This window comes from Halococcus dombrowskii (assembly GCF_022870485.1).
Taxonomy (GTDB): Archaea; Halobacteriota; Halobacteria; order Halobacteriales; family Halococcaceae; genus Halococcus; species Halococcus morrhuae.
The window spans coordinates 271,034-292,371 of sequence record NZ_CP095006.1 but is presented as its reverse complement, the minus strand read 5'-3'; the positions used below and the strand labels follow the sequence as shown (position 1 = coordinate 292,371).

Sequence of the window (21,338 nt, the reverse complement as noted above, 5' to 3'; positions counted from 1 at the left end):
ATCTATACCATGTATTGGAGCATTACGTCTTCATCCTTGCCGATATGACGGTCTATACCGCCACAATCATTCGATTCAACAGTGCAAGAATGCATGATAGATCTGTGAAACGAAACGTTCATACTAATAGATATTAGACATCAATCGGAGTTCGATTGTCAATGACCGAAATCACCGACTACGATCTGTACGAGGTGCCGCCACGGTGGCTCTTTCTCCGCATCGAGACGAGAGATGGCGTCGTCGGCTGGGGTGAACCCATCGTCGAGGGGCGTGCGAAGACCGTCAACGCGGCGGTCGAAGAGCTGATGGACAACTATCTCCTCGGGAAAGATCCACACCGGATCGAGGACCACTGGCAGCGAATGTATCGCGGCGGGTTCTACCGCGGCGGTCCGATCCTAATGAGCGCGATCGCCGGCATCGATCAGGCGCTCTGGGACATCAAGGGCAAACTTCTGGACGCGCCCGTCTACGAACTCCTCGGCGGACGGGCCCGCGACCGGATCCGCGTCTATCAGTGGATCGGCGGCGATCGTCCATCCGAAGTCGGTGAGGCCGCCGCCGAGAAGGTGTCCGAGGGGTTCAGCGCGCTGAAGATGAACGCCACGTCCGAGATCCGACGCATCGATTCGCCAGCAGTCATCCAGGAGGCCGAGGAACGACTACGGAGCGTTCGGGAACACGTCGGTCCGGACGTCGACATCGGCGTCGACTTTCACGGTCGTGTGACCAAACCGATGGCCAAGCGGCTGGCGAAAGCGCTCGAACCCCACGATCCGATGTTCATCGAAGAGCCGGTTCTCCCGGAGCACAATGACGTACTCCCAGATATCGCCGCACACACGACGACCCCCATCGCGACGGGCGAGCGCATGTTCTCCCGATGGGATTTCAAGGACGTCTTCGAGCAGGGAGCGGTGGACGTCATCCAGCCGGATCTCTCGCACGCCGGCGGCATCACGGAGGTGAACAAGATCGCCGCGATGGCCGAATCGTACGACGTCGCACTCGCGCCACACTGTCCGCTCGGGCCCATCGCACTGGCGTCGTGCATCCATATCGACACCAGCTCACCGAACGCATTCATCCAAGAACAGAGCCTGAACATCCACTACAATCAGACGAACGACGTGCTGGACTATCTCGTCGACACCGACGTCTTCGAGTACCACAACGGCTACGTCGACGTCCCGAGTGCGCCCGGGCTGGGCATCGAGATCAACGAATCATACGTCGAAGAACAGGCCGAGCGGACAGTCAACTGGCACAACCCGGTCTGGCGACACGACGACGGCAGCGTCGCCGAGTGGTAATCGTGACCGACTCCTCTCCTCCCGGGCGACTCGATGGCGACGTGGCGATCGTTACCGGGTCGACCCGAGGGATCGGCGCGAGCGTGGCGAAACGCCTCGCTGCGGAGGGGGCGTCCGTCGTCGTTTCGGGTCGGACCGTACCCGAAGGCGAAGCCACCGCCGAGGATATCCAAACGAACGGCGGCGAGGCGACCTTCGTTCGCGCGGACATGCGCGATCCGGCGGCCATCGAACGCCTCGTCGAGACGGCCGCCGAGACGTACGGCACGATCACGACGATCATCAACAACGCTGCCGTCCAGACCGAGACGACGGCGGCTGAAGCGACACTCGACGACTGGGCGTTCGTGCTCGAAACCGATTTCCGTGGCTACTGGCTCACGGTCAAACACGCCATCGAGCATATGCCCGACGGTGGCAGCATCGTGAACGTCTCGTCGAACCACGCGTTCCTCACGATGCCCGGGACCTTCCCGTACAACGCGGTGAAGGCGGGAATTAATGGCATGACGCGGGCGTTCGCGGTCGAACTGGGGCCGCTTGGTATCAGAGCCAACACGATCAATCCGGGCTGGGTCGAGGTCGCACGGACGCGTGCCGAACTCGAAGCCACGGACCGTGAGCGCATCGAGTCGATCCACCCGCTCGGCCGCATCGGAACGCCAGAAGACGTAGCGGGCGTCGTCGCCTTCCTCGCCAGCGACGATGCGGCGTTCGTCACCGGCGCAAGCTTGCGCGTCGATGGCGGCCGAACAGCAGTGATGGAAGACCAGCCCTTCCGCGATCATTCGTCGCGTTTCGAGGGCTGACCCTCCGTACTCGGTCGGGTTCCGACGGCCATCGATCGACCGTTCCTGTTCTCACTAAGGGAACAGCACGCCGATCGGAGCGTATTGGTTCCGTCCCAATACCGATGTGGATGCCATCAGAGATCGGGAACGATCCTCATACGACGAATATTTTTCTCAAAAGAGAACAAGGGCTAAGTGCATCGGAACCAATCACGGTATTAGCAACGATGACGACACCAGATCGCCCCCGGGTGAAAGCCACCGCGACCAGCTTTGCGATCCTCGAAGCGGTTCGTGACCGCGACGGTGCGGGCGTGACGGAGCTCGCTCGTGAGTTGGATCTGGCGAAGAGCGCGGTCTACAAGCATCTCATGACACTCACACGGTTGGGCTACCTCGTCAAAGAGGATACGACGTACTATCTCAGCCTCACCTTTCAGGGGTTTGGAACGCGCGCACGCGAGCGCTACCCGATCTATATCGCCGAGCCCGCCATCGACAATCTCGCGGGTACCACAGGGAACGTCGTCAATTTCATGATCTATGAGAATGGTCAGGGAATCTACGCGTATCAGGCCCGCGCTCCAACCGCAGCGGAACCGCCGATACCGGAGTACACTCACGTTCCGCTTCACGCCACTGCTGGGGGGAAGGCAATTCTGGCGTATCTCCCCGCCGAGGAGCGCGAGCGAGCCATAGCGGATGGACTCACCTCCTTCACCGAGAAAACGATCACTGACCGCGACGAACTGGAGGACGAACTGCAATCGGTCCGCGATCGCCGGACCGCCTTCGAGCGCGAAGAGTTCACCGAAGGCTACCAATGTGTCGGATCACCGATTATAGGTTCGAACGCCCAACCGGTTGGTGCTGTCAGTGTATCAGGATCCACGGCCGAGATGACCGGCAAACGGCTCGAAGAGGATATGACTGGGTTGGTGGTGAGTACAGCCAAATCGATCGAGAACGAAACTCTCTCCGAGTAGTACTATTCTCCATCCGAGAATATTATAGGTGGAGAATTCGACGCATCCCAGTTAACGAATATTATCATGAGTGTCCCATCCACACATACTGATAAATGTCACTAGGCTGTTTGGATTTGCCATCATTGTTCTCTTTTCGAGAACAGGTTGGCAACTCGCTACTGACGCACTCCAGCCGTTGGAGACTAATGCGACATCGGAACAGTGGATATGGATACGAGTTCATGACGCATCCAACACTCGTTTGTCCGTACGAAAATCAATCTCTCCACCGAGGATCGATTTACAACGATAGGATCCATTCTGACGAATCCTATACTGTATCACATCAACTCGGCCGGAAGCCGTGGCCAACATGTATACCCTGGTTCAGGCTGATAAGAGAGCAAGTGCGTGATTTAGATTTCGGTAATGCAACTGTGCTGATCGTCGAGTGCAGCGGCATCCTCAGGAAGGAGCGCGACTACGAGATACGCGGCGTATTCCTCGAAGTACTCGACCAGTGCGGCAATCCGATCAGAATCGAGCGCTTCGAGCGAGTCCACTACGATGAACGGGAGCGTCTCGTAGAGATCATGGACAAGGTAGCCTGCGAGCGCGAAAACCAGCCCTGTAACCTCACGTTCGCTCTCCGAGAGGTGTTCGACGGTATCGTCATAGGTGGCACCCTCATCCGTGCTCCGAATGACGTGAAGATCGAACACACCCTGCTGGACCTTGCGTCGGCCTTCACGAACTGTGCGCTCGGCACGCTCGATCCATATCCGCTCGATGTTCTCGTAGTCAAGGATCCTGAGGATGGTTTGCATGTGCTCGTTAAATTCTTCGACCGCCTGTGCTTCGAGTTGTCCGATGCGTGTCCGTAGATCGGCTAACTCTTCTTGGACCTCAGTACGCTCTTCTTTTAGCTCCTCACGCTCGTCGAGATCGGTTTCGACGGTCTCGATTTCGTCAATGACGTCTTCGAGATCGTTTTCGAGGCGGCCAAGCTCGAATTCGAGCTGGTTGGCCTCCTTGTGCAGGTCAAGGAGCTCGCTGTGCTCTTCTGCTTCCAAGGCTTCGACATCGGCTTCGAGATCGTTGATTTCGTCTTCGAGCTTCTCACGCGCGTCGGTCAGCTCCTCGACGGTACTCTCGCGGTCGTCGATTTCGCGGTCGGTCTCGTCGAGTTTCCGCTCGAGACGCTCGCGGCGATCGCGGTCAGCCTGGAGTTCGCTGCGTTTGGTCGTAAGCTCGTCAAGTTCGGATCGGAGATCGTTACGCTCGTGGGATTTTTCCTCTCGAAGCGAGCGCAGACTCCTGAGGGTTTCGTCGATCGTCTCACGTTCGACTTCACTCCCGCAGGTCCAACAGACCGTGGTTTCGCCCTCCTCGGCAAGCAGTTGGTCGGTGAGTGCTCCCTCGTCCGTACTCCCGCTATCGGTGGTGTTCTGCAGCGCCTGCTGGAGCCCGAGACTGTCACCTTCAAGCATTTCATCGTTGAACTGCAGGACACTTTGGAGTTGGCTGATGGTGGATTCGAGCGATTGTTTGTGCTCGCGAAGGCGGTCAATTTCCACGTCGATATTCGAGAGATCACCCGCTGGAGCTTCCGATATTTCCTGTAGTTCTGTACGAATCTCCTCACGTTCGTCTTCGAGTGCTTGGATGCTCTCTCGTTCGGAATCGAGACGATAGCGGATGTCATCGAGATCCGAGCGCGCCTCTTGGAGATCGTCGAGGGCGTCTTCGAACTCAGCCTTTTGCTCGCGGGTATCGTCGACAGTGCTATCTGCGTCTTCGATGGCCGCCTCTTTCTCGTCGAGTTCAGCGCGTTTGTCCTCGATCTGGTCTTCGAGCTGTGTGCGCTGTCGTTCAAGATCGGGTAGCTGATCGTCGAGCGACTCTAGCCGGTCGAGTTGGTCGTCGAGATCGCGCTTTTGGGTTTCGAGCTGGCGGATTTCAGCTTGGATTGCATCAGTGTCGACGGGGCGCATGATGACTTCGCGAAGGTCCTCGCCACGGGCGACGGCCTGTCGTGCTTCGTTGTTTTCGAGGAGAAACGCGAACAAGTCAGCGCCTTCCGAATCCTCCAGATATGGCTCGCCACCCATCACGACCGTACCGTCTTCACGCGCGAGCGTGCGCGTGTAGATACTGTCGTCCTCTCCGCCGAGGGTGAGTTCAACTCGACCCTCGTCGGCGTCACCTTTCAGCGAAACGCGGTCACTACCAAGCGCGCCCATGAGCGCCCGCAGGAGCGACGTGCGATTGGTCGCGTTGCGGCCAGTCAGAGCAGTCACTCCGGGTGAGAACGAAACGGTGGTGTCGTCGATTCCACCGATGTTCTCGGCATGAATCTCGGCAAGTCGTTCCGAAGTCTGTGGTTGGCTCATTTCCCAGCCATCTCTTATAGCGCGTCTTACTAAGTTGTTGTCGTCGAAAGAGCGTTTTCACGATGACAGCAGGCTTCTGTAACAATACAATGTGTTATAGGGAAGCGAAGATGTCTGTAACACCACTATGAATGTTACTCTGGAATGGGATTTTCACAATCGCACCCATCACTCTCGATGAATTCCTGGATAGTAGCGTGCATCCCACACTGAGTACAGGAGACGGTGATATCGACGAATACATCGATATCGCCAGCAGCGAGTTCATCAGCAGAAGCAAGCTGTGAGAGCGTGTTTTCGGTGACGGCAACCGTCCGATTCTGTAAGGCAGCGATACGCTGTGCACCGGTTTCAGCAGGGTTGTTGTCTGTCCCAGTAGATTCTCGCTCAATGCCGAGGCAGTTCTTGAGATGACGCCGGACGGTCCCATACGAGACGAAATCCGAGTGAAGGTGGTCGACATCGATACCCTGTTTTTCGAGACGGTTGCGCGCTTGCGTGCGCATCCCCTGACTTACATCCTCGTCAGTCAGCAAACGATACGTGTTGTCGACTTCTCCATCGAGCGGGTTCAGTCCCGCGCGTTTCATGGCCGCGCGGAGAAGCAGGTGGTTGAAATGGATGGCAAGCTCTCTGAGGCTGTACCGTTCGTCGTCGCGCGTCCAGTACTCGCCTAGCCGTTCGGCTTCGTCGGAGAGATCGTATGCAGCAGCCGTTCGGTCGATCTTACACGAGGGCGGTTGATCGGTGTCGCGCGACGCACCGCTTGATTGAGTCATCTCTCTTTCGTCTACGAAAGCCGTCTGTTTGGGTGTTTTGCTTGGCTACAGAGCCACGCGGCAAGGACTGATACTGAGTGGACCATCCAGTAAATCCGTACCCAGATAGAACTGCAACGTTATCTCCTCCCAGCCCCTCTATATGGGTGTTCTCTGTGGAGAATGTATATCATGTCGCCCATACCTTACCCCGTCACAATCACCCTGACCGCTCAAGATCGTCTCGATCTTGAAGCGGTCATACGCAAAGCAACCAGCCCACAACGGGATGTGTTCCGTGCGCGTATTGTTCTCCTCGCAGCTGCGGGAGCCACTAATACTGAAATCGCGGAGGAACTCGCCTGCACGAGGAAAACCGTCCGCAAGTGGCGCGGACGCTTTGCTGAGGCTGGCCGGGCCGGGCTCGCGGACGCGCCCCGGTCCGGCCGACCACCCATCTACGATGATACCGTCCGTGCGCACATCACCGCTCTCGCGTGTGAACTCCCGGTCAAACACGATCTTCCCCTCTCCCGATTGAGCATCACCGATATTCACATGGTCGCTGTTTCTGAGATCGATCTCTGTCCCTCACCATCAACGATCGCCGCCTGGCTCAAGCACGCGGCGATCAAACCGTGGACGTGGACCTCGTGGAAGACACCACGAGATCCGGAGTTTGCCCAGAAAGCTGCTCCTGTCCTCGATCTGTACAACGGAACGTGGAACGGCGAAGATCTAACTGACGGAGACGTAGTCATCTGTGCTGACGAAAAGACAGCGATCAAAGCCCGGTCCCGGCACCGCAGTCCGCCGGGACCGGGCACACCGTTGCACGTCGAGCATGAATACGATCGCCACGGTGGCTGTACGTATCAAGCGGCTCTCATCGTCGGTACAGGAGAAGTCTATGGACGGTGTGTGACACGGAACACCCGAGCAAATTTCGAGCGACTCGTCGAAGACGTGATGAACCACCCGATCTGCTCGACGGCAGATCGGGTGTTCTGGATCCTCGACAACGGGACTGCGCATCACCCAAACACGTTCACTGGCTGGCTGAAAAAGCAGTATGACAACGTCGAAGGAGTGCATCTGCCGAAGGGAGCCTCGTGGCTGAATCAGATTGAACTCTACTTCTCAGTACTAACTCGGAAAGCGTTGACTGGTGGGAGCTTCGAGTCGATCGTGGAATTGATGCACCAGATCGCGGGATTCGAAGTGCTCTGGAACGCGGTTCCAGAGCCGTTCGAGTGGACCTACACAACAGGTGATTTAGAGCGGTTGCTTGCGAAGCTGCCAGCAATAGCGTAAAGCTCGCTGGAAGCGTCTGAGTAGTATGGTCCCGATTCCAGAGCCAGTTCGCCGGACGCTCACCGATCGCCTTGAGACCCACGCGCGCACCGCGTGGGGTGAGCGGTGCGCGCGTGTAGACGTTCGCTTCCGCGGCGACTATGCCTACATCGACGCCTTCGAGAGGAATCCATGGATTCAGCCTGATGCATCCGAAGAAGAGCAAGAACGGATCCAACAGACACCGACGAAACTCTGCCGTCTAACGTGGATGGGCGATCTTGACTCATGGGAATTCGCCTTCTACAAATACAGTGACGAGCGATACGAGCCGTCGATTTCCCTCGACGGCTCGTTCGGTGGATCTCCAGAAGCCTGCTTCGACACCGCTGCGCAAGTCTACCTCCGGTAGCGGTGGTCACACGGGGCCTGCTACTGGGTACGGATTTACTGGATGGTCCACTGAGTGTAGCTTCACATTTGTACTCGCTAGTTTATCGTCTCTGACCGCGTATGTAGAGGAATGAGCAGAAAGAAGCACGTCGTTGACCTCTCTGATGAAGAACGCAGAACACTCGAGTGGTTCATCTCGACTGGTGAACGCAAGGCAGAGGACAATACGCGGGCGCGAATTCTTCTGAAAGCTGACGACGGGCTCACAGATGCGGAGATCTGTGAGCACGTCGGCTGTAGTATCGGGACTCCGTACAAGGCGCGCAAAAACTACTCCGAACGAGGGCTTGCGGCGATTTAATGATCCAGGCACGCTCTGAAAGTTCGCTCAGAAATAGATGGCTAGAAGGCCGTTACTGCTGGCTCACAGGAACCACGAAACCGGCGGACCGGGGTTTATATGATATCGGTCAAAACAGTCGTATTCAGCTGTGTGCTGGGGAATTCGGCCATTACTGATTCGACCGGACGAGATTACGGTAAACATTACAGTAAACACCAGACTCGCTTAGATCGCTGTGCACTCGGTGTACGGCTCTCTTAGGTCGTTATTTCTCTTCCACGAATCTACTTTCAAAGCTTCTCTCACCCATTACATCGCCGCAAGCCCGACCGCGAATACGAGCGCAAACTCGACGGTGATGCTGAAGCACGCCTCATCAAACTCGCCTGTAGCGACCCACCAGAAGGGTGCGCTCGTTGGACGCTTCACCTTCTCGCCGACGAACTCGTTACCCTCGACGAGATCGACTTCGAGTCGATCTCTCACGAAACCGTGAGACGGCGTCTAAAAAAACACCCTCAAACCACATCTCTACGATTACTGGGCGATTCCCGCTGAAGACGACGGTCAGTTCGTTTACCACATGGAGGACGTTCTCGATATCTATCATGAGCCATACGACGAGAAGCGGCCAGTTGTCTGCTTTGACGAAACCAGCAAGGCGCTTCGCGGCCACAAACGCGACCCGCTCCCGGCAGAACCGGGAGCGGTCGCACGTGTCGATACTCACTACAAACGCAACGGCAAGAAAAAACTCCATCTCGCCACCGAACCACTAACTGGCTGGGTCAACGTCGAGATCACCGAAAAACGGCGGACCTGCGAGTGGATCGATCGAATGGTCGAACTCGCCGATGAGCACTACCCGGATGCGGACTGCATCCGGGTGGTGCTCGATAACCTCAATACACACAATCCTGCAGCTTTCTATCGGTTCTTCCCACCGGATGAAGCACACGCCTATCTCGATCGGTTCGAGTTTCACTACACGCCAAAGCACGGCAGCTGGCTGAATATGGCCGAGATCGAGATTGGCACACTCAAACGCCAGTGTCTCGACCGGCGAATCTATCACGCAGCGACCCTCCGGTCGGAGGTCGCTGCGTGGCAAGATCGTCGTAACGCTGCTGATGGGCTGATTGACTGGCAGTTCACCACTGATGACGCCCGAATCAAACTACGCCAGCTCTATCCCGTTCCGCTTGAGGTGGACTAGTGAGAGTACGATTGAAGCTACACTGAGGATAGTAGCGTGAAGCCGAAAAGACATATTACGATGTGTATTATTCCATTGGTTACGCTTGAGGGCCGAGGCGGATGATCAGACAGGCCTCAAAGATTTTTAAAAATGGATAAACACCTATTAGTATTTGAAAATTTGAGGAGGTACAAACATAGATAATTGTACTTTCGTTGTGGCCCACATCCGAGAAATTGGTGGAGTGTGAATAAACAAATGTTTCGAAGATTCCAAGATAAAGAAATAGAATTAGAGAAGCCAGTATAATTTAAGATCATATATCATTTATTTGGTTAATAATTAGTATATAGATTGTTATCTTTATCGGAATTCATGAAGTAATCGATAGGCGTGTCCCAATGAGTATGTAACATCGTATACTTGTTCAATGTGGCACTGGGCAAGCTCAGGCGTCCATACCGATACATCGTATTCCAGCTCAGCCGGTGATTCCGCCAGATCATCGGATAGGCGCTCCCGCTGGGCGGCAGTAAGCTCGGATGGGCGTCCGGGCCGGGATTCGTCTTCGACTGCGTCGCTAATCGACTGATGATCGAAGCGGTCGAGCACGAGTAGACGGTCGCACGCGGGATCTCGTACCGCTCGTTCAGCGTCTCAACGCGGACACCATCTGCGCATGCAAGCGCAATCATCAGTCGTTTCGCCGTTTTCGCAATTGAAACGGTGGCAAGAGCGGCTTGCAAGCCTTCTGTCTCCACTTCAGCGAGCTTGTCCATGGTTGCGACAAGAGGACTGAGCAACAAAAATCTAATTACTTCTGAGTTCAGCGGATGATTTGAGTCATATACAAATTGATAAGATAAGACATCCCAACCGGAGTAAGGTCATCTCGTGGTGCCAGAAATATTCGTGATTTTTGGAATATCATAGTGAATTGATAATGGATGTGGTTTTATCGAAACATCGAGGCTGTCCTGACGACGCCAGTGGCTATTTCATTCGTACAGATGGTCACACTGTCGGTCGCGATCAAATACCTCCAAAACTGAGCCGGGAAACCATCGGCACATCCTGATTTCCAGACGGCCAACCTGGCCGATAGAGCGAAACGGAGTGATCGATATCCTCTGTTCTGGCATACCGTGAGCTGTAACCAGCGACGGAGTATTCAGTCGTTAGTGTCTCTAATTCCTACACAAGCAGTGGTTGGCGCGGTTCACCTATTTCCTCGTCAGTGCGGTCGATCGATAGAAAAACCCGATCAGATGGAAGTGAACCAAAGATATTCCAGCTGTGGCTACTATCCTGCTGGCATGGATCGTGAACCAGTCTCATCCTCTCTGCTCAGAAGCGTCGGCTACGATTTGGACCAGCAACTCTTAGAGGTCGAGCTTCAGGACGGGAAGATATACCGATATGCTGATGTCCCTGAGCAGACCTACCAGGGATTGATCGAAGCGGACTCACTCGGCCGATATTTCAACCAACACATCCGGGGACTGAGCTACAGCCGAGTGAAGTAGACGACCGGAGAATCGCCCCGTATAGCAATCGCAGTGAATCAATAGATATTGAGGCGAGCGAGTAACGCTAATACAAGAGGAGTGAGAACGTTCCTCGTATGGATGAGTGGGCTGTACTGGCATCGTTTCCGCCTCGTCCGCTCTCACTGACCGAGATCGATGCACTTGAAGACCGTGAGAGCATCCAAAGCATCGTTGCGGATGACATAACTGCTGAAGACTCTCTCGGCCCAGAGCTGTCAAGTATCTCTGTCAGTAGCTGTGTGATTGTCAGGGCTGAAACCGTGGTTGCGGCTGTTTTCGTTGATGCAGAGAAAGCATGGTACCGAGCGTACAGTACAACACGCCCCGGCGTTGATTTGACCAAGGTCTACGAGATAATTCAGTCATTCCGTGGTGAAGAGACGCTGTTTGCATCCGCGCCGCTGTCACCCCGTGAAGCGGTTCATCGAGCAAAATTAGAACAGAAGAAGATGGAGAATAACGCTGACTACGTGAAAGGCGATACGTTCGAATGCCCGGTCTGCAGCGAGATCCATACGGTTCGTCGCCGGGACGATGATCCTGAAGTCCAGTTCCCCGAAGAGGACCGGTTGTACGTGAACTGTCCGGACGCTGAATCAGAAACGCTGATGGTGTACTAAACCTCGGACAGACCGCATTGTGGTGGCAAGGAAAAGAGACACAAGAGCACACTACTATGCTTTCACATGGGAGCCGTGTATCAGCAGTGCCCGTTCTGCGAGCGAGTGTTCGAAATCGGGCCGAACGACTACCGCCCCATGAAACGCCATATCCGACTCGAACATACCGAACCAACGAGTGCAGACTCTTATTCCAATCACGCCCAGTGTTCCGCCATCGGATAGCCGAATCTTGCACTTGACCGGATCACATCCCGAGAGAAACAGTTAGGGGTCTCGGCTCTGGTGGATGCTACTATGGCCCACGAGAGCTACCATGTCGATGACGACCCGGAATCGGAACTCAGGACACTTGGGATGCTCCCAAAGCCCGGAACTCGATGCCAATGAGTGAATCGACCGCGCGGCCGTCGTTGTGTCTGAACTGCGGGTTCGAAGCCATACCCGGCGACAGTCAATGGAACACCGTCGAAGCACCACCGCTCGGCATCCTCACCCAATGTCCTGAGTGCGGAAGCACAGACATCACGAATCGACAATAACCACTCGCCGAGACCAGCACGCAAAAACTCACTGCGCGGTTCGACTGCACACCCGGCATCGGGGTGACTTATCGACTATCATCGCAAAATTAGAGGATGCAGCCACCTCCGTCGGCCTGGCAGAGTATGGAGCGATACATACGAATCGGTCACCGAGAATAACCACAGTCGGACAGTCGGACGGCAACAAGAGTTAACTCACATCAAGACGAGATAGCAAATACCATGATTGACCGATTGGAGAAGGAGGTCGATATGCTGCTGCGCCATTTCGACGTGTTGCGGATGGTCCTCGAAAACGAACCCATCGGCATCGTGAAAATGTCGAATGAAACGGGATACGCGCACCACAAAGTTCGCTACTCGCTGCGCGTCCTCGAGGAGGAAAGCCTGATCGAACCCACCAGCCAAGGTGCGACCACAACCGACCAAGCACGCGCATTCGTCGCCGAACTCGACGACAACGTCGAGAACATTAGCGACAAACTCGAAGGCATGAAAATCGGCGAGGAGCTTGAGGCAGGTCACTGACGACTTCTCGTACTGTCTCTTATTGCTTCGCTTGAGCAGATGAGTCCCCGCACGCTCGCCAGCGGAAGCCGTACGTGTCCGGTCTGTGGACGGACAGATAAGCGGCTCCCTCGCCACTGGACTTCAGAAGCGTGCTCATGGCCCGACGTTACACGCTGTCAGCACGACTTTGTGATCGGTCTCCTGCTTGGAAACGCTACAATCAGTGGCGACAGCGCAAACAAGCTCCTCCGACTCGCTACCACCAACCGAACGTTCGCCACGTGGGTCTTCGAAGAACTGGGTTGGCTCGCAGACAGTCTCGTCCGCGTCGATCCACCGAACCATGGCTCAACAGAACACGCGGTAAATCACTGCTATCGCGTGCGAACGAGAACCCATCCCGAACTCACGACCTACTGCGAGTGGTACGATGCGTCGGGTGAAAAGCGAGTCCCACTTCATCTCGATCGCCCGCTCGGAGCGCTCGTGTCTGGTACGCATGTTCCGGCGAGCTTCACTGGCAGAGCGGCGACGACCATCCCTCCGCAGTATTCAATGCGCTCAACGACAAGCGTGCCACTCGCATTGCCGGACTCGTCGAACGCGCGGAATTCGAGCCGACGCGTACCGGCACGCAAGTACGTCTCCCGCCACGCGAGACTCGCGCGTTCCTCGAGTGGATTGGCGATCCTGTACCCGGCGTCGGCTACAAGTGGGCTACCGAGCGAGCAATCTACGACGACCTCCGGCGCGAACAACGTGCCGAGCGCTGGTGGCTCGCGCTCCATCCCGAGCGGGAAACCCGCCTCAGGCCGACAAGGTACGAGTAAAGCGTAGCCAGAGCGGTTGATCACCAACGATGATCGTGAACGTAGTTGCCAAAACAAGCTGTAAACGTTGTACACACCGAAAGAAGTTTATGGGTGCCAGTCGCTCCCACGCATAGGAATACCATGCGTGCAAGCACTGCCTTCCAAGAGTGTGCGACACTCCTCGACGAGATCGAAGCGACCGGCGTCGAAGTCAATGCGATCACCCCACGCGAGGACGACCTCCTTGAGGAAGGCAGTGTCACGGTCGACCTCTCGCTTGGTGTCCCACTTCTCGATGAAATCGAGACTAACGGCATCGAAATCACCTCACAAAGCGGGGATGCGCTCACCGATGGAACGCTCACCGTCGACGTTAGCGCTCGGGTCCCACTCGATCGCGAATCAGCCGACCAACCATCCGAAACCCAGCCCGAAATCGATCTCCCCGAAAGCGAAAAAGAGATCATCTCGGACGGCTCCGGTACCCAGCCACAGACAGCAGCCAAACCATACCAGGACCCCGACCGGCTTCGGGAGGTGTATGATGACCATGAGACGTTTGCGGAGATGACCGACGCACTCGATGTCGATGTCACCGCCGAAACCGTCCGCACGAACATGATCAAACACGGTATCCACGAACCCGCATCACAATCATCCGCGCCGGATGAACGTCCTGCTAATGATGACGAGTCGTCCCCAGCAGAGAGTGAATCAGACGGCGACGCTGGTACTGATGCTGTTGCTGATGAAACGGAGCTTCCCGATGGAGCTGAACTCCCCGAAGGGATCACGCTCAATCAGCTGAAAACGTCAGTCCAATCAGCACGCTCGTTTTTGGATGTCCAGCGCGAGTTAGGTGGTGATCGAGACGTCACGTATCAGCTGCTGAAGGAGTTCAATCTACTCGATCTCGTTCACGGGCGGCTCTCGAAACAAGCCGAGCGAACCATCTCGGACAAACAGATCGATCAGCGGATTCGCCAGAGTGTGAGCCAACACAGCCAGCCGACTGCTCGCTCTGATTAAGTCGCCCCCAACTCAGCTTTGCACGTACTACAGGTGATATGAATCACCGTACGGCAGCCAATTGGAATCAAAACTCGACGATTGCACCAGCGCCGTATCGACCACGGTTCGGCTGAACCATAGCAAACTCTCCCGATCAAACACAACTCGTGATACGGCCGCTCTCGCTTGAGACGTCAATAGAACGCTTCAGACATCTATTCCTCCCCGAAAATGTTGTATAACCAATATGCAAAGCTGAGTCGCCCCCAATACAGCGAGCTGCCTCCCTGATACCTCAAGGGTTGAGCACCCTCGCCTAGCAAGCTGCGTGCTTGAAGAGGGTTCAACGATCGCCAGTTACAGTTTTGCATCCCAGAAGACTGTGATTTAAGGCTATCCGAAGCGGTCTATCCTCGGGTTCAGTGTTGGGTTGCCAGTCACGTGCGCTGAACTCGTCAGGGTACAGCCTCCTAAAGCAAGTGCGAGGGGCAGGATTTGAACCCGCGAACCCCTACGGGAGCGGATCTTAAGTCCACCGCCTTTGGCCAGACTCGGCCACCCTCGCTTACTCGCCTCTGGATGCTCAACCAAAAGGTCGTTTCGATCGGCCGGGACTTGCTGATGGCTCCGCTACCGAATCTGGATACGTCGATACCTCATTTTCCGCCGTACCGGAGTCACCACACGACGTGCGCTGGCGTTCCGAGTTTGCTTTCCGGCAAATTCACTCACCATGACGAGCATTCTGTGGGATCGGTTCGGAACGATATCGTCTCGGCCAAAGTTGGTGGTTGTCCACTCTGACCAACCAGATTAATCATTGATATGAGCTGTGTGAGATCAGGTGAATCCAATCTAACGGATATATTTAGCAATTTCCACTGATTCAGATATTTGATTGAATTCAATTTTCTAAGTGTCTAAACGAATGTAGATAACAGGGGATATCGACCACAGTGATTTTTATCCGACCGTGACAGGCGCTATACATGGACGCGAACAACCAACCTCACTCACTGCTCGTGCCGAAGAGAACAGATCACCCATGTATCCCCCGCTGCACTCCCTGAAAGCGTATGCTCGTCTGCCATCTCGCATCCGACAAGCGTGGGCGGGTCGCCCTCTGGGCCGAAGATTCGACGTTACCACCACAACACTCGCCAAAACCAGGCCGACCACCGAACGTCCCAAATCCACGGGACCATCCGTTCGCAGCGTCGATCGAAGCGCTCCAGAGTTCGTTCACAGAACTGAACCTCCCGGTCGCAGCCGAGGCGTTTGAGCACACCAGTCTGACGCTCCTGCTCCCATCGGGGCGGTTCGGGCCAGAACCCTCACCGGAGGTGGTGCGCGACAAGGAGATGGACGCACCCGTCGACCGCGTCTCCCCATGGACGGTACCTGCTCTCAAGTTCGATGCCAGCGTCCTCGGTGATGTTCTCGATGCCCTCGGCAACGAAGATGCTGGCATCGTCGCGGGAGACACGGTGGGATACTGGCAAACTGTCGTGTCGCTGGCTGGCGAGCTCGTCCGTGGTGGGCGCGTGGTGCCTCACCTCGAACTGCGCGAGGACTCCGGCGTCGCAGTGTGGCGGGCGCTCCCCTCGACAGCGGAGGATTTCAACCGACTCCAGTCACTCCGTGAGTCGGTGCCCCCGCTCGCCAGAGCGCTCGTCACCGACGACGTGGCTACCCGTGCCGAAGAGGCCAATAGCTGGGGCGATGCCGATGTCCGGTCGGCACGTGATGTCCTCGTTCGCATGCTCGACGTCTGTGTGGATGCTGCTGTCAGGGACCGACTCACGTCGGCTGAGCCGGACAGTACTGGTGGAGAACCCGACGATATCCACGAACAGTGGCTTGCCGCACTCACCCGACCGGATGGAACGATCGATGCCGATCCGGACGCTCTCGAAGAGCTGCGCCAGCAACTCGACGAGTGGACACGATCGCTCGAAACCACCGGCGAGCAGGGTGTCCGACTCTGCCTGCGACTCTGGGCACCCGAACCCGAATCCGAGCCTGAATCCCACCCCGACGCCGATGCTGAGGACACACAGGTCAATACCGGCGATGTCGCCGCTGTCAGTCCCGACGGCTGGGAGCTGGAACTGTTACTGCAGGCGGCTGACGATCCGAGCCTTCTGGTTGAGGCCAGCACCGTTTGGAAATCGACCGAAGCCACGACAGAGGTGTTGGAACGCCATCTCGACCGACCACAGGAGACATTACTGGAAGAACTGGGACGGGCCGCCTCACTCTATCCGGCTCTTGAATCGACACTCGACGAAGCCACGCCGACGACGCTCGAACTTACTGCCACCGAGGCGAACGAATTCCTCCGAGAGAAAGCCGAAGTGCTCGAACAGACAGGCTTTGGCGTCGTCCTGCCAGCGTGGTGGAACGAACCCGAACGCCGGCTTGGCGCACAGCTCACCGCTGAATCCGAGGAATCGTCCAGCGAATCGTCAGTCGGGGGCATCGGTGTCGAACAACTCTGTGAGTTTCGCTGGGATGTGGTTCTCGGTGACGAACGGCTGTCGAAAGATGACCTCGAAGAGTTGGCTGCACTCAAAATGCCACTCGTTCGCGTGCGCGGTCAATGGGTCTCACTGCAGGAAGGAGACATCGAGAACGCCCTCGAGCTGTACAACGAGACCGAGGACAGTGAGATGACCGTCGCGGAGGCGCTACAGGCCGATACCGGACTGACTGACACCGACCATGGACTCCCAGTCGTTGACCGCCAGTTCGAGGGTGCCCTCGCGGACCTATTCGACACCGATCTCGAAGCGTGGATCGACGACGCCGAGACCCCTCATGGATTCGACGGCCAACTGCGGCCCTATCAGAAACGTGGCCTCGGCTGGCTGAGCTATCTCGAAGAGTTCGGCTTCGGTGGCTGTCTCGCTGACGACATGGGACTCGGCAAGACCATCCAGATACTCGCGCGACTCGTCGAGGAGCGAGTCGATGGCCGGTCGCCGGGACCGACACTGGTCGTCTGTCCGCTCTCGGTCGTTGGCAACTGGAAACACGAAGCCACCGAGTTCGCACCACAGCTCCACGTATACGTCCACCACGGGACCGAGCGGGCATCCGGTGACACGCTTGACGAGGCACTCACCAACCACGATATGATCGTGACCACGTACGGCGTCGTGCGAAACGATATCGAGCAGCTTCAAGACACCCAGTTCCACCGCGTCATCCTCGACGAGGCACAGAAAATCAAAAACACCGGTGCCAAGCGCACGCAAGCGATTCGCACTCTCTCGGCACGCCATCGGTTCGCTCTCACCGGGACGCCAGTCCAAAATCGACTCAGCGAACTCTGGTCGATCATGGAGTTTTGCAATCCCGGCTTGTTGGATTCGGAGACAGCGTTTCGGGAGACGTTCGCTCGTCCCATCGAACGGTACGGCGACGAGCACAAAGCCGACACGTTGCGTCGCCTGATCCGGCCGTTTATTCTGCGCCGTAGCAAGACCGACGAGCGAATCATCGACGACTTGCCCGCGAAAATCGAGAGCAAAGAGTATTGCAATCTCACAGAGGAACAGGCAACCCTCTATAAGGCTGCCACTGACGAACTGCTGGGGCAGGTCGAGCAAGCGAGTAACATGGAACGGCGGGGGAAAGTGCTCCAACTCATCAACGCGCTCAAGGCGATCTGTAATCATCCGCGCCAGTACCACGAGGACGGCAGTCAGCTCGTGAGACGATCGGGGAAACTGGCGCGGCTTGAAGATCTCGCGACCGAAATTCTCGCCAGCGACGACCGAGCGCTCATCTTTACGCAGTATACGTCGATGGCTGAACTGCTACGCCAGTACCTTCAGGATCAACTCGGACGACGCGTCCTCTATCTCCACGGCGGGACACCGAAAGGGAAGCGCGACGAGATGGTTGAGAGGTTCCAGTCGCCCGATGGTCCGCCGTTGTTTTTGTTGTCACTCCGGGCTGGTGGGACTGGACTGACACTCACTGCTGCCACGCACGTCATCCACTACGACCGGTGGTGGAATCCAGCTGTCGAGGACCAGGCAACCGATCGAACCTACCGTATCGGCCAGACCGACGACGTGCAGGTCCACAAACTGATTTGTGAGGGGACCGTAGAGGAGGCCATCGACCAGACTATCGAGCAGAAACGAGAGCTGGCCGATCAGGTGCTTGCCGAAGGCGATGAATGGATCACGGAACTGTCGACCGACGAACTTCAGGATCTCGTGACACTCTCGGAGGAGACACTGGCATGAGCTGGCGCTACTACGAAAAAAGCACGCCGAAAGACGTCGAGGACGGCATCGAAGCCCAGAGCAAGCGCGGAGACATCGGCGAACAGTGGTGGTCACGACGGTTCGTGGATGTGGTTGAATCCTACAGCAAAAGCACCCGCATCACGCGCGGCAAGCGCTACGCACGCAAAGGCCAGGTCGTGGAACTCACCGTCGAGAACGGTCTCGTCTCAGCGTCGGTCCAAGGCTCGCAATCGACGCCCTACGACATTACGATACGCGGTGATGCACTTGCGGAGGCGACGTGGCGAGAGCTCGAACAAGTGATGGCAGACCGTGCTGTCTTCGCCGCCCAGTTGTTGACCGAGGAGATGCCTGCAGATATCGAGGAAGTCTTCGAGGCGTGTGACGTCTCGCTATTCCCGGAGACGTACAGTGATATGGCGACCACCTGTAGCTGTCCGGACAGCGCAGACCCATGCAAGCATCTGGCTGCTGTCTTCTACATTCTGGCCGAACGGTTCGACGACGACCCGTTTCTCATCTTCAGGTGGCGTGGCCGCTCGCGCGACACATTGCTTGACAGATTGCAGGAACTGCGCAGCGTCGACGGCGAATCAGCGCCCGAGACAGTCACGTTTGAGAAAGGCGACGACCGTCCAATCGGGGAGTGTTTCGATGGGTTCTGGACAGCCGGAGAATCGATCGAGGAGGTTCATATCCGGTCGGGGACGGCCGACGTGGCAGACGCTACGCTCCGACAGCTTGGCCAACCACCAACAGGCCTTGGTCCTGTTCACGAAACAATAACCGAGTACTACACGGAAATGGCGGACGATTGATCGCGTCGATATCAGTATAACCACCAATATTCTCGAAGACGCGAAGAGAGAGGGGAAAGGCTATGTCTCCTCTGAGTCTCGGTTCTCTCGTTCCGTCTCCAGCTTTTTGAGCCGCTTTCTCACGACATCAGGTTCATCGATATCGTTGGACAGTGCTCTCTGATAGATCTCCTCTGCTTTCCCGTAGTCAAGTGGAATCTCATCGTGATGCTGATTCTGCCAGTACTTATCTCCCCATTTGGTGTAGCCCCAGACGAAATCAGGATACTCGCTCACCAACGCTTCAAACCCCGCCTCACCTTCGTTAACCCGCCCAAGATCAAACAGGGAAACTGCCACCGCACTCCGCATATTCTGAATAATCAAGGTGTACGTTTCAGGAAACAGCTCACAGAACTCCCGGCAGTACTCGATCCGTTTCTCGTGAAATGCGGAGTCATCCTGCCTCCCCGCATTCCCCAGCTCCATCTCCACATCCTGACACCAGTTGTAGAGGGACTGAAGCCCCGAAAAGACCTGTTCAGCATCGCGAATAGAGGTCATCTCCTCAGTGAACCGTTCCTTCAAATGCTTCCATACCTCCAACCAGAGATTGCATGCCTCCACCGTCTTTCCCTCATCCCGAAGATCGTACCCGTCCTGCATCATCCTGTCTAACTGTTCCGAGCTCACGGCATCCGGTACCAATCGCTCCCACAATACAACCGCCGCCATCCAGATGAAATCCTCGTCATAGCCAACCGCCGTCACAGAGTACACCTCCCACCAATGATCGGCGAGTTCGCTCGCCGAGTAGAACCCTTCCACTTCCTCCTGGAACGTTTCCTTGCTGATCTCAACCCCGAAACCACGCAGTTGCTGGACAAGCTCCTCCGTCGAGAGATCTCTTACAGCGTCCATGGAGAGAGGTTGACCACCAGCAAACTCACGCTCCATGACGGCACTCGACGGCTGGACAGCACGGTCAGTAAACCAATCCTCCGTATCAGCTCTTGCCTCTTCACTGAATGCAGGTGTCTCGGTTTCCTCCGGCTTCTGCTCCGGGACATGAAGATAATCGTTGCGATACATCATTCCTCGATCAACGAGATCCTCCTTCTTCCTGATCTCCATCTGTTCCCAGCGGATCTCCTGATCGGCATTCATCGACGCAGTATACTGATCCCACTGACTAAACTCGCCGATATATAATGAAAACGAGATGATCTCGTATCCGGTCTCGATCCAGAACGCATGGATATCATCTTCGAAGTCGTCAGGTATCGTTGAATACCAAGTGGTGAGAGGCTCTCCATGGATAGCGTCAATTTCTGGATGCGACGCGATCGTCCCGACTTCCGCCTCGGTGAGCGGTCGATCAGGGAGAAATTCGATAAGTTCAATGGGAGATACATCTTGAGAAACCTCCTCAACCACGCTATCGAAACTCTCATCGTAGAGCTGTGCCCGTAGCAAACACGCGCCGGCCGCAGGCATCTCAACATGATCCTCTACATGCTGTTTGAGACCTGTAACAGAGGTATTGACGCCGTACTCATCCTGAAGGTCACGTTTGATACTAACAAACGAAGGAAACCCACCGTCACGACCACGGGTTCTCTCAATACGCGAGCAAATCTCCCATCGACTAATGTTCGGGTGTTCACATACCGCGCATGAACGGCTCATAATCGGTATCTTAGTTACCCTGATCTATAGGAATTACCCATTCCCATCCCACCCCACCAAATCCTTGATCACCGCTACTCACTATC

At 56.1% G+C, this 21,338-nt stretch carries 19 protein-coding genes and 1 tRNA gene; 14 read left to right on the top strand and 6 right to left on the bottom strand.

The window, feature by feature from the left end:
- The first annotated feature begins 161 nt into the window (after positions 1-161).
- The 3 genes from dgoD to MUK72_RS15775 all read left to right on the top strand — a co-directional run bounded on the left by dgoD (position 162) and on the right by MUK72_RS15775 (position 3,093).
- Positions 162-1,316 carry a galactonate dehydratase gene (gene dgoD / locus MUK72_RS15785; RefSeq protein WP_244705574.1) on the top strand — a complete coding sequence of 385 codons (1,155 nt, stop codon included), beginning with the start codon at positions 162-164 and terminating at the stop codon, positions 1,314-1,316.
- A gap of 2 nt (positions 1,317-1,318) precedes the next feature.
- The gene (locus MUK72_RS15780) at positions 1,319-2,125 is read left to right on the top strand and encodes an SDR family NAD(P)-dependent oxidoreductase (RefSeq protein ID WP_244705572.1); all 807 of its coding nucleotides are present in this window, start codon (positions 1,319-1,321) and stop codon (positions 2,123-2,125) included.
- 209 nt (positions 2,126-2,334) lie between these two features.
- Positions 2,335-3,093 (top strand): IclR family transcriptional regulator, encoded by a 759-nt coding sequence (locus tag MUK72_RS15775; RefSeq protein WP_244705570.1) that lies wholly within the window; start codon positions 2,335-2,337, stop codon positions 3,091-3,093.
- Positions 3,094-3,491: 398 nt separating this feature from the next.
- Here MUK72_RS15775 and MUK72_RS15770 read toward each other — a convergent pair whose 3' ends face one another.
- Positions 3,492-5,468 carry an archaea-specific SMC-related protein gene (locus MUK72_RS15770; RefSeq protein ID WP_244705568.1) on the bottom strand — a complete coding sequence of 659 codons (1,977 nt, stop codon included), beginning with the start codon at positions 5,466-5,468 and terminating at the stop codon, positions 3,492-3,494.
- Positions 5,469-5,602: 134 nt separating this feature from the next.
- Positions 5,603-6,247, bottom strand: a complete 645-nt coding sequence (gene rdfA / locus MUK72_RS15765) for a rod-determining factor RdfA (RefSeq protein WP_244705566.1) — start codon at positions 6,245-6,247, stop codon at positions 5,603-5,605.
- A gap of 270 nt (positions 6,248-6,517) precedes the next feature.
- Here rdfA and MUK72_RS15760 point away from each other — a divergent pair, with 270 nt between their 5' ends.
- The 5 genes from MUK72_RS15760 to MUK72_RS15740 all read left to right on the top strand — a co-directional run bounded on the left by MUK72_RS15760 (position 6,518) and on the right by MUK72_RS15740 (position 9,471).
- On the top strand, positions 6,518-7,540 hold the full coding sequence (locus MUK72_RS15760) for an IS630 family transposase (protein ID WP_244705564.1): 1,023 nt from the start codon (positions 6,518-6,520) through the stop codon (positions 7,538-7,540).
- A gap of 25 nt (positions 7,541-7,565) precedes the next feature.
- Positions 7,566-7,931, top strand: a complete 366-nt coding sequence (locus tag MUK72_RS15755) for a hypothetical protein (RefSeq protein WP_244705562.1) — start codon at positions 7,566-7,568, stop codon at positions 7,929-7,931.
- Between the two features lie 111 nt (positions 7,932-8,042).
- Positions 8,043-8,273: a helix-turn-helix domain-containing protein gene (locus MUK72_RS15750; RefSeq protein WP_244705559.1), complete on the top strand. Its 231-nt coding sequence runs from the start codon at positions 8,043-8,045 to the stop codon at positions 8,271-8,273.
- Between the two features lie 249 nt (positions 8,274-8,522).
- Positions 8,523-8,813, top strand: coding sequence for a helix-turn-helix domain-containing protein (locus MUK72_RS20325; RefSeq protein ID WP_342346243.1), 291 nt, complete (start codon positions 8,523-8,525; stop codon positions 8,811-8,813).
- Positions 8,803-9,471, top strand: a complete 669-nt coding sequence (locus MUK72_RS15740; RefSeq protein ID WP_206536680.1) for an IS630 family transposase — start codon at positions 8,803-8,805, stop codon at positions 9,469-9,471. The genes MUK72_RS20325 and MUK72_RS15740 overlap by 11 nt, the downstream gene beginning before the upstream one ends.
- Before the next feature lie 317 nt (positions 9,472-9,788).
- Here MUK72_RS15740 and MUK72_RS15735 read toward each other — a convergent pair whose 3' ends face one another.
- A complete protein-coding gene (locus MUK72_RS15735) occupies positions 9,789-10,232 on the bottom strand; it encodes a hypothetical protein (protein ID WP_244705557.1) in 444 nt (147 codons plus the stop codon).
- Positions 10,233-10,769: 537 nt separating this feature from the next.
- On the opposite strand from MUK72_RS15735, the gene MUK72_RS15730 reads away from it, so the two are divergent.
- From MUK72_RS15730 to MUK72_RS15720, 3 genes are all read left to right on the top strand, one after another.
- A complete protein-coding gene (locus MUK72_RS15730) occupies positions 10,770-10,979 on the top strand; it encodes a KTSC domain-containing protein (RefSeq protein WP_244705554.1) in 210 nt (69 codons plus the stop codon).
- A gap of 98 nt (positions 10,980-11,077) precedes the next feature.
- Entirely contained in the window at positions 11,078-11,623 is a 546-nt protein-coding gene (locus MUK72_RS15725) for a DUF7964 domain-containing protein (protein ID WP_244705552.1), read from the top strand.
- A 767-nt stretch (positions 11,624-12,390) separates the two neighbouring features.
- The gene (locus MUK72_RS15720) at positions 12,391-12,696 is read left to right on the top strand and encodes a hypothetical protein (protein WP_244705550.1); all 306 of its coding nucleotides are present in this window, start codon (positions 12,391-12,393) and stop codon (positions 12,694-12,696) included.
- Between the two features lie 440 nt (positions 12,697-13,136).
- Here the strand turns inward: MUK72_RS15720 and MUK72_RS15715 are convergent, their stop codons facing one another.
- A complete protein-coding gene (locus tag MUK72_RS15715) occupies positions 13,137-13,466 on the bottom strand; it encodes a hypothetical protein (protein ID WP_244705548.1) in 330 nt (109 codons plus the stop codon).
- 165 nt (positions 13,467-13,631) lie between these two features.
- Between MUK72_RS15715 and MUK72_RS15710 the strand changes: the two genes are divergently transcribed.
- Complete coding sequence (locus MUK72_RS15710; protein WP_244705546.1) at positions 13,632-14,519, top strand: DUF8073 domain-containing protein; 888 nt, start codon at positions 13,632-13,634, stop codon at positions 14,517-14,519.
- Positions 14,520-14,981: 462 nt separating this feature from the next.
- On the opposite strand, the gene MUK72_RS15705 is transcribed toward MUK72_RS15710, so the two are convergent.
- Positions 14,982-15,066, bottom strand: a tRNA-Leu gene (locus tag MUK72_RS15705).
- A 511-nt stretch (positions 15,067-15,577) separates the two neighbouring features.
- On the opposite strand from MUK72_RS15705, the gene MUK72_RS15700 reads away from it, so the two are divergent.
- Positions 15,578-18,763: a DEAD/DEAH box helicase gene (locus tag MUK72_RS15700; RefSeq protein ID WP_244705544.1), complete on the top strand. Its 3,186-nt coding sequence runs from the start codon at positions 15,578-15,580 to the stop codon at positions 18,761-18,763.
- On the top strand, positions 18,760-19,584 hold the full coding sequence (locus MUK72_RS15695) for an SWIM zinc finger family protein (RefSeq protein WP_244705542.1): 825 nt from the start codon (positions 18,760-18,762) through the stop codon (positions 19,582-19,584). Before MUK72_RS15700 ends, MUK72_RS15695 begins: the two co-directional genes overlap by 4 nt.
- Positions 19,585-19,644: 60 nt before the next feature.
- Here the strand turns inward: MUK72_RS15695 and MUK72_RS15690 are convergent, their stop codons facing one another.
- Complete coding sequence (locus MUK72_RS15690) at positions 19,645-21,060, bottom strand: tetratricopeptide repeat protein (protein ID WP_244705539.1); 1,416 nt, start codon at positions 21,058-21,060, stop codon at positions 19,645-19,647.
- Positions 21,061-21,338 lie beyond the last annotated feature (278 nt).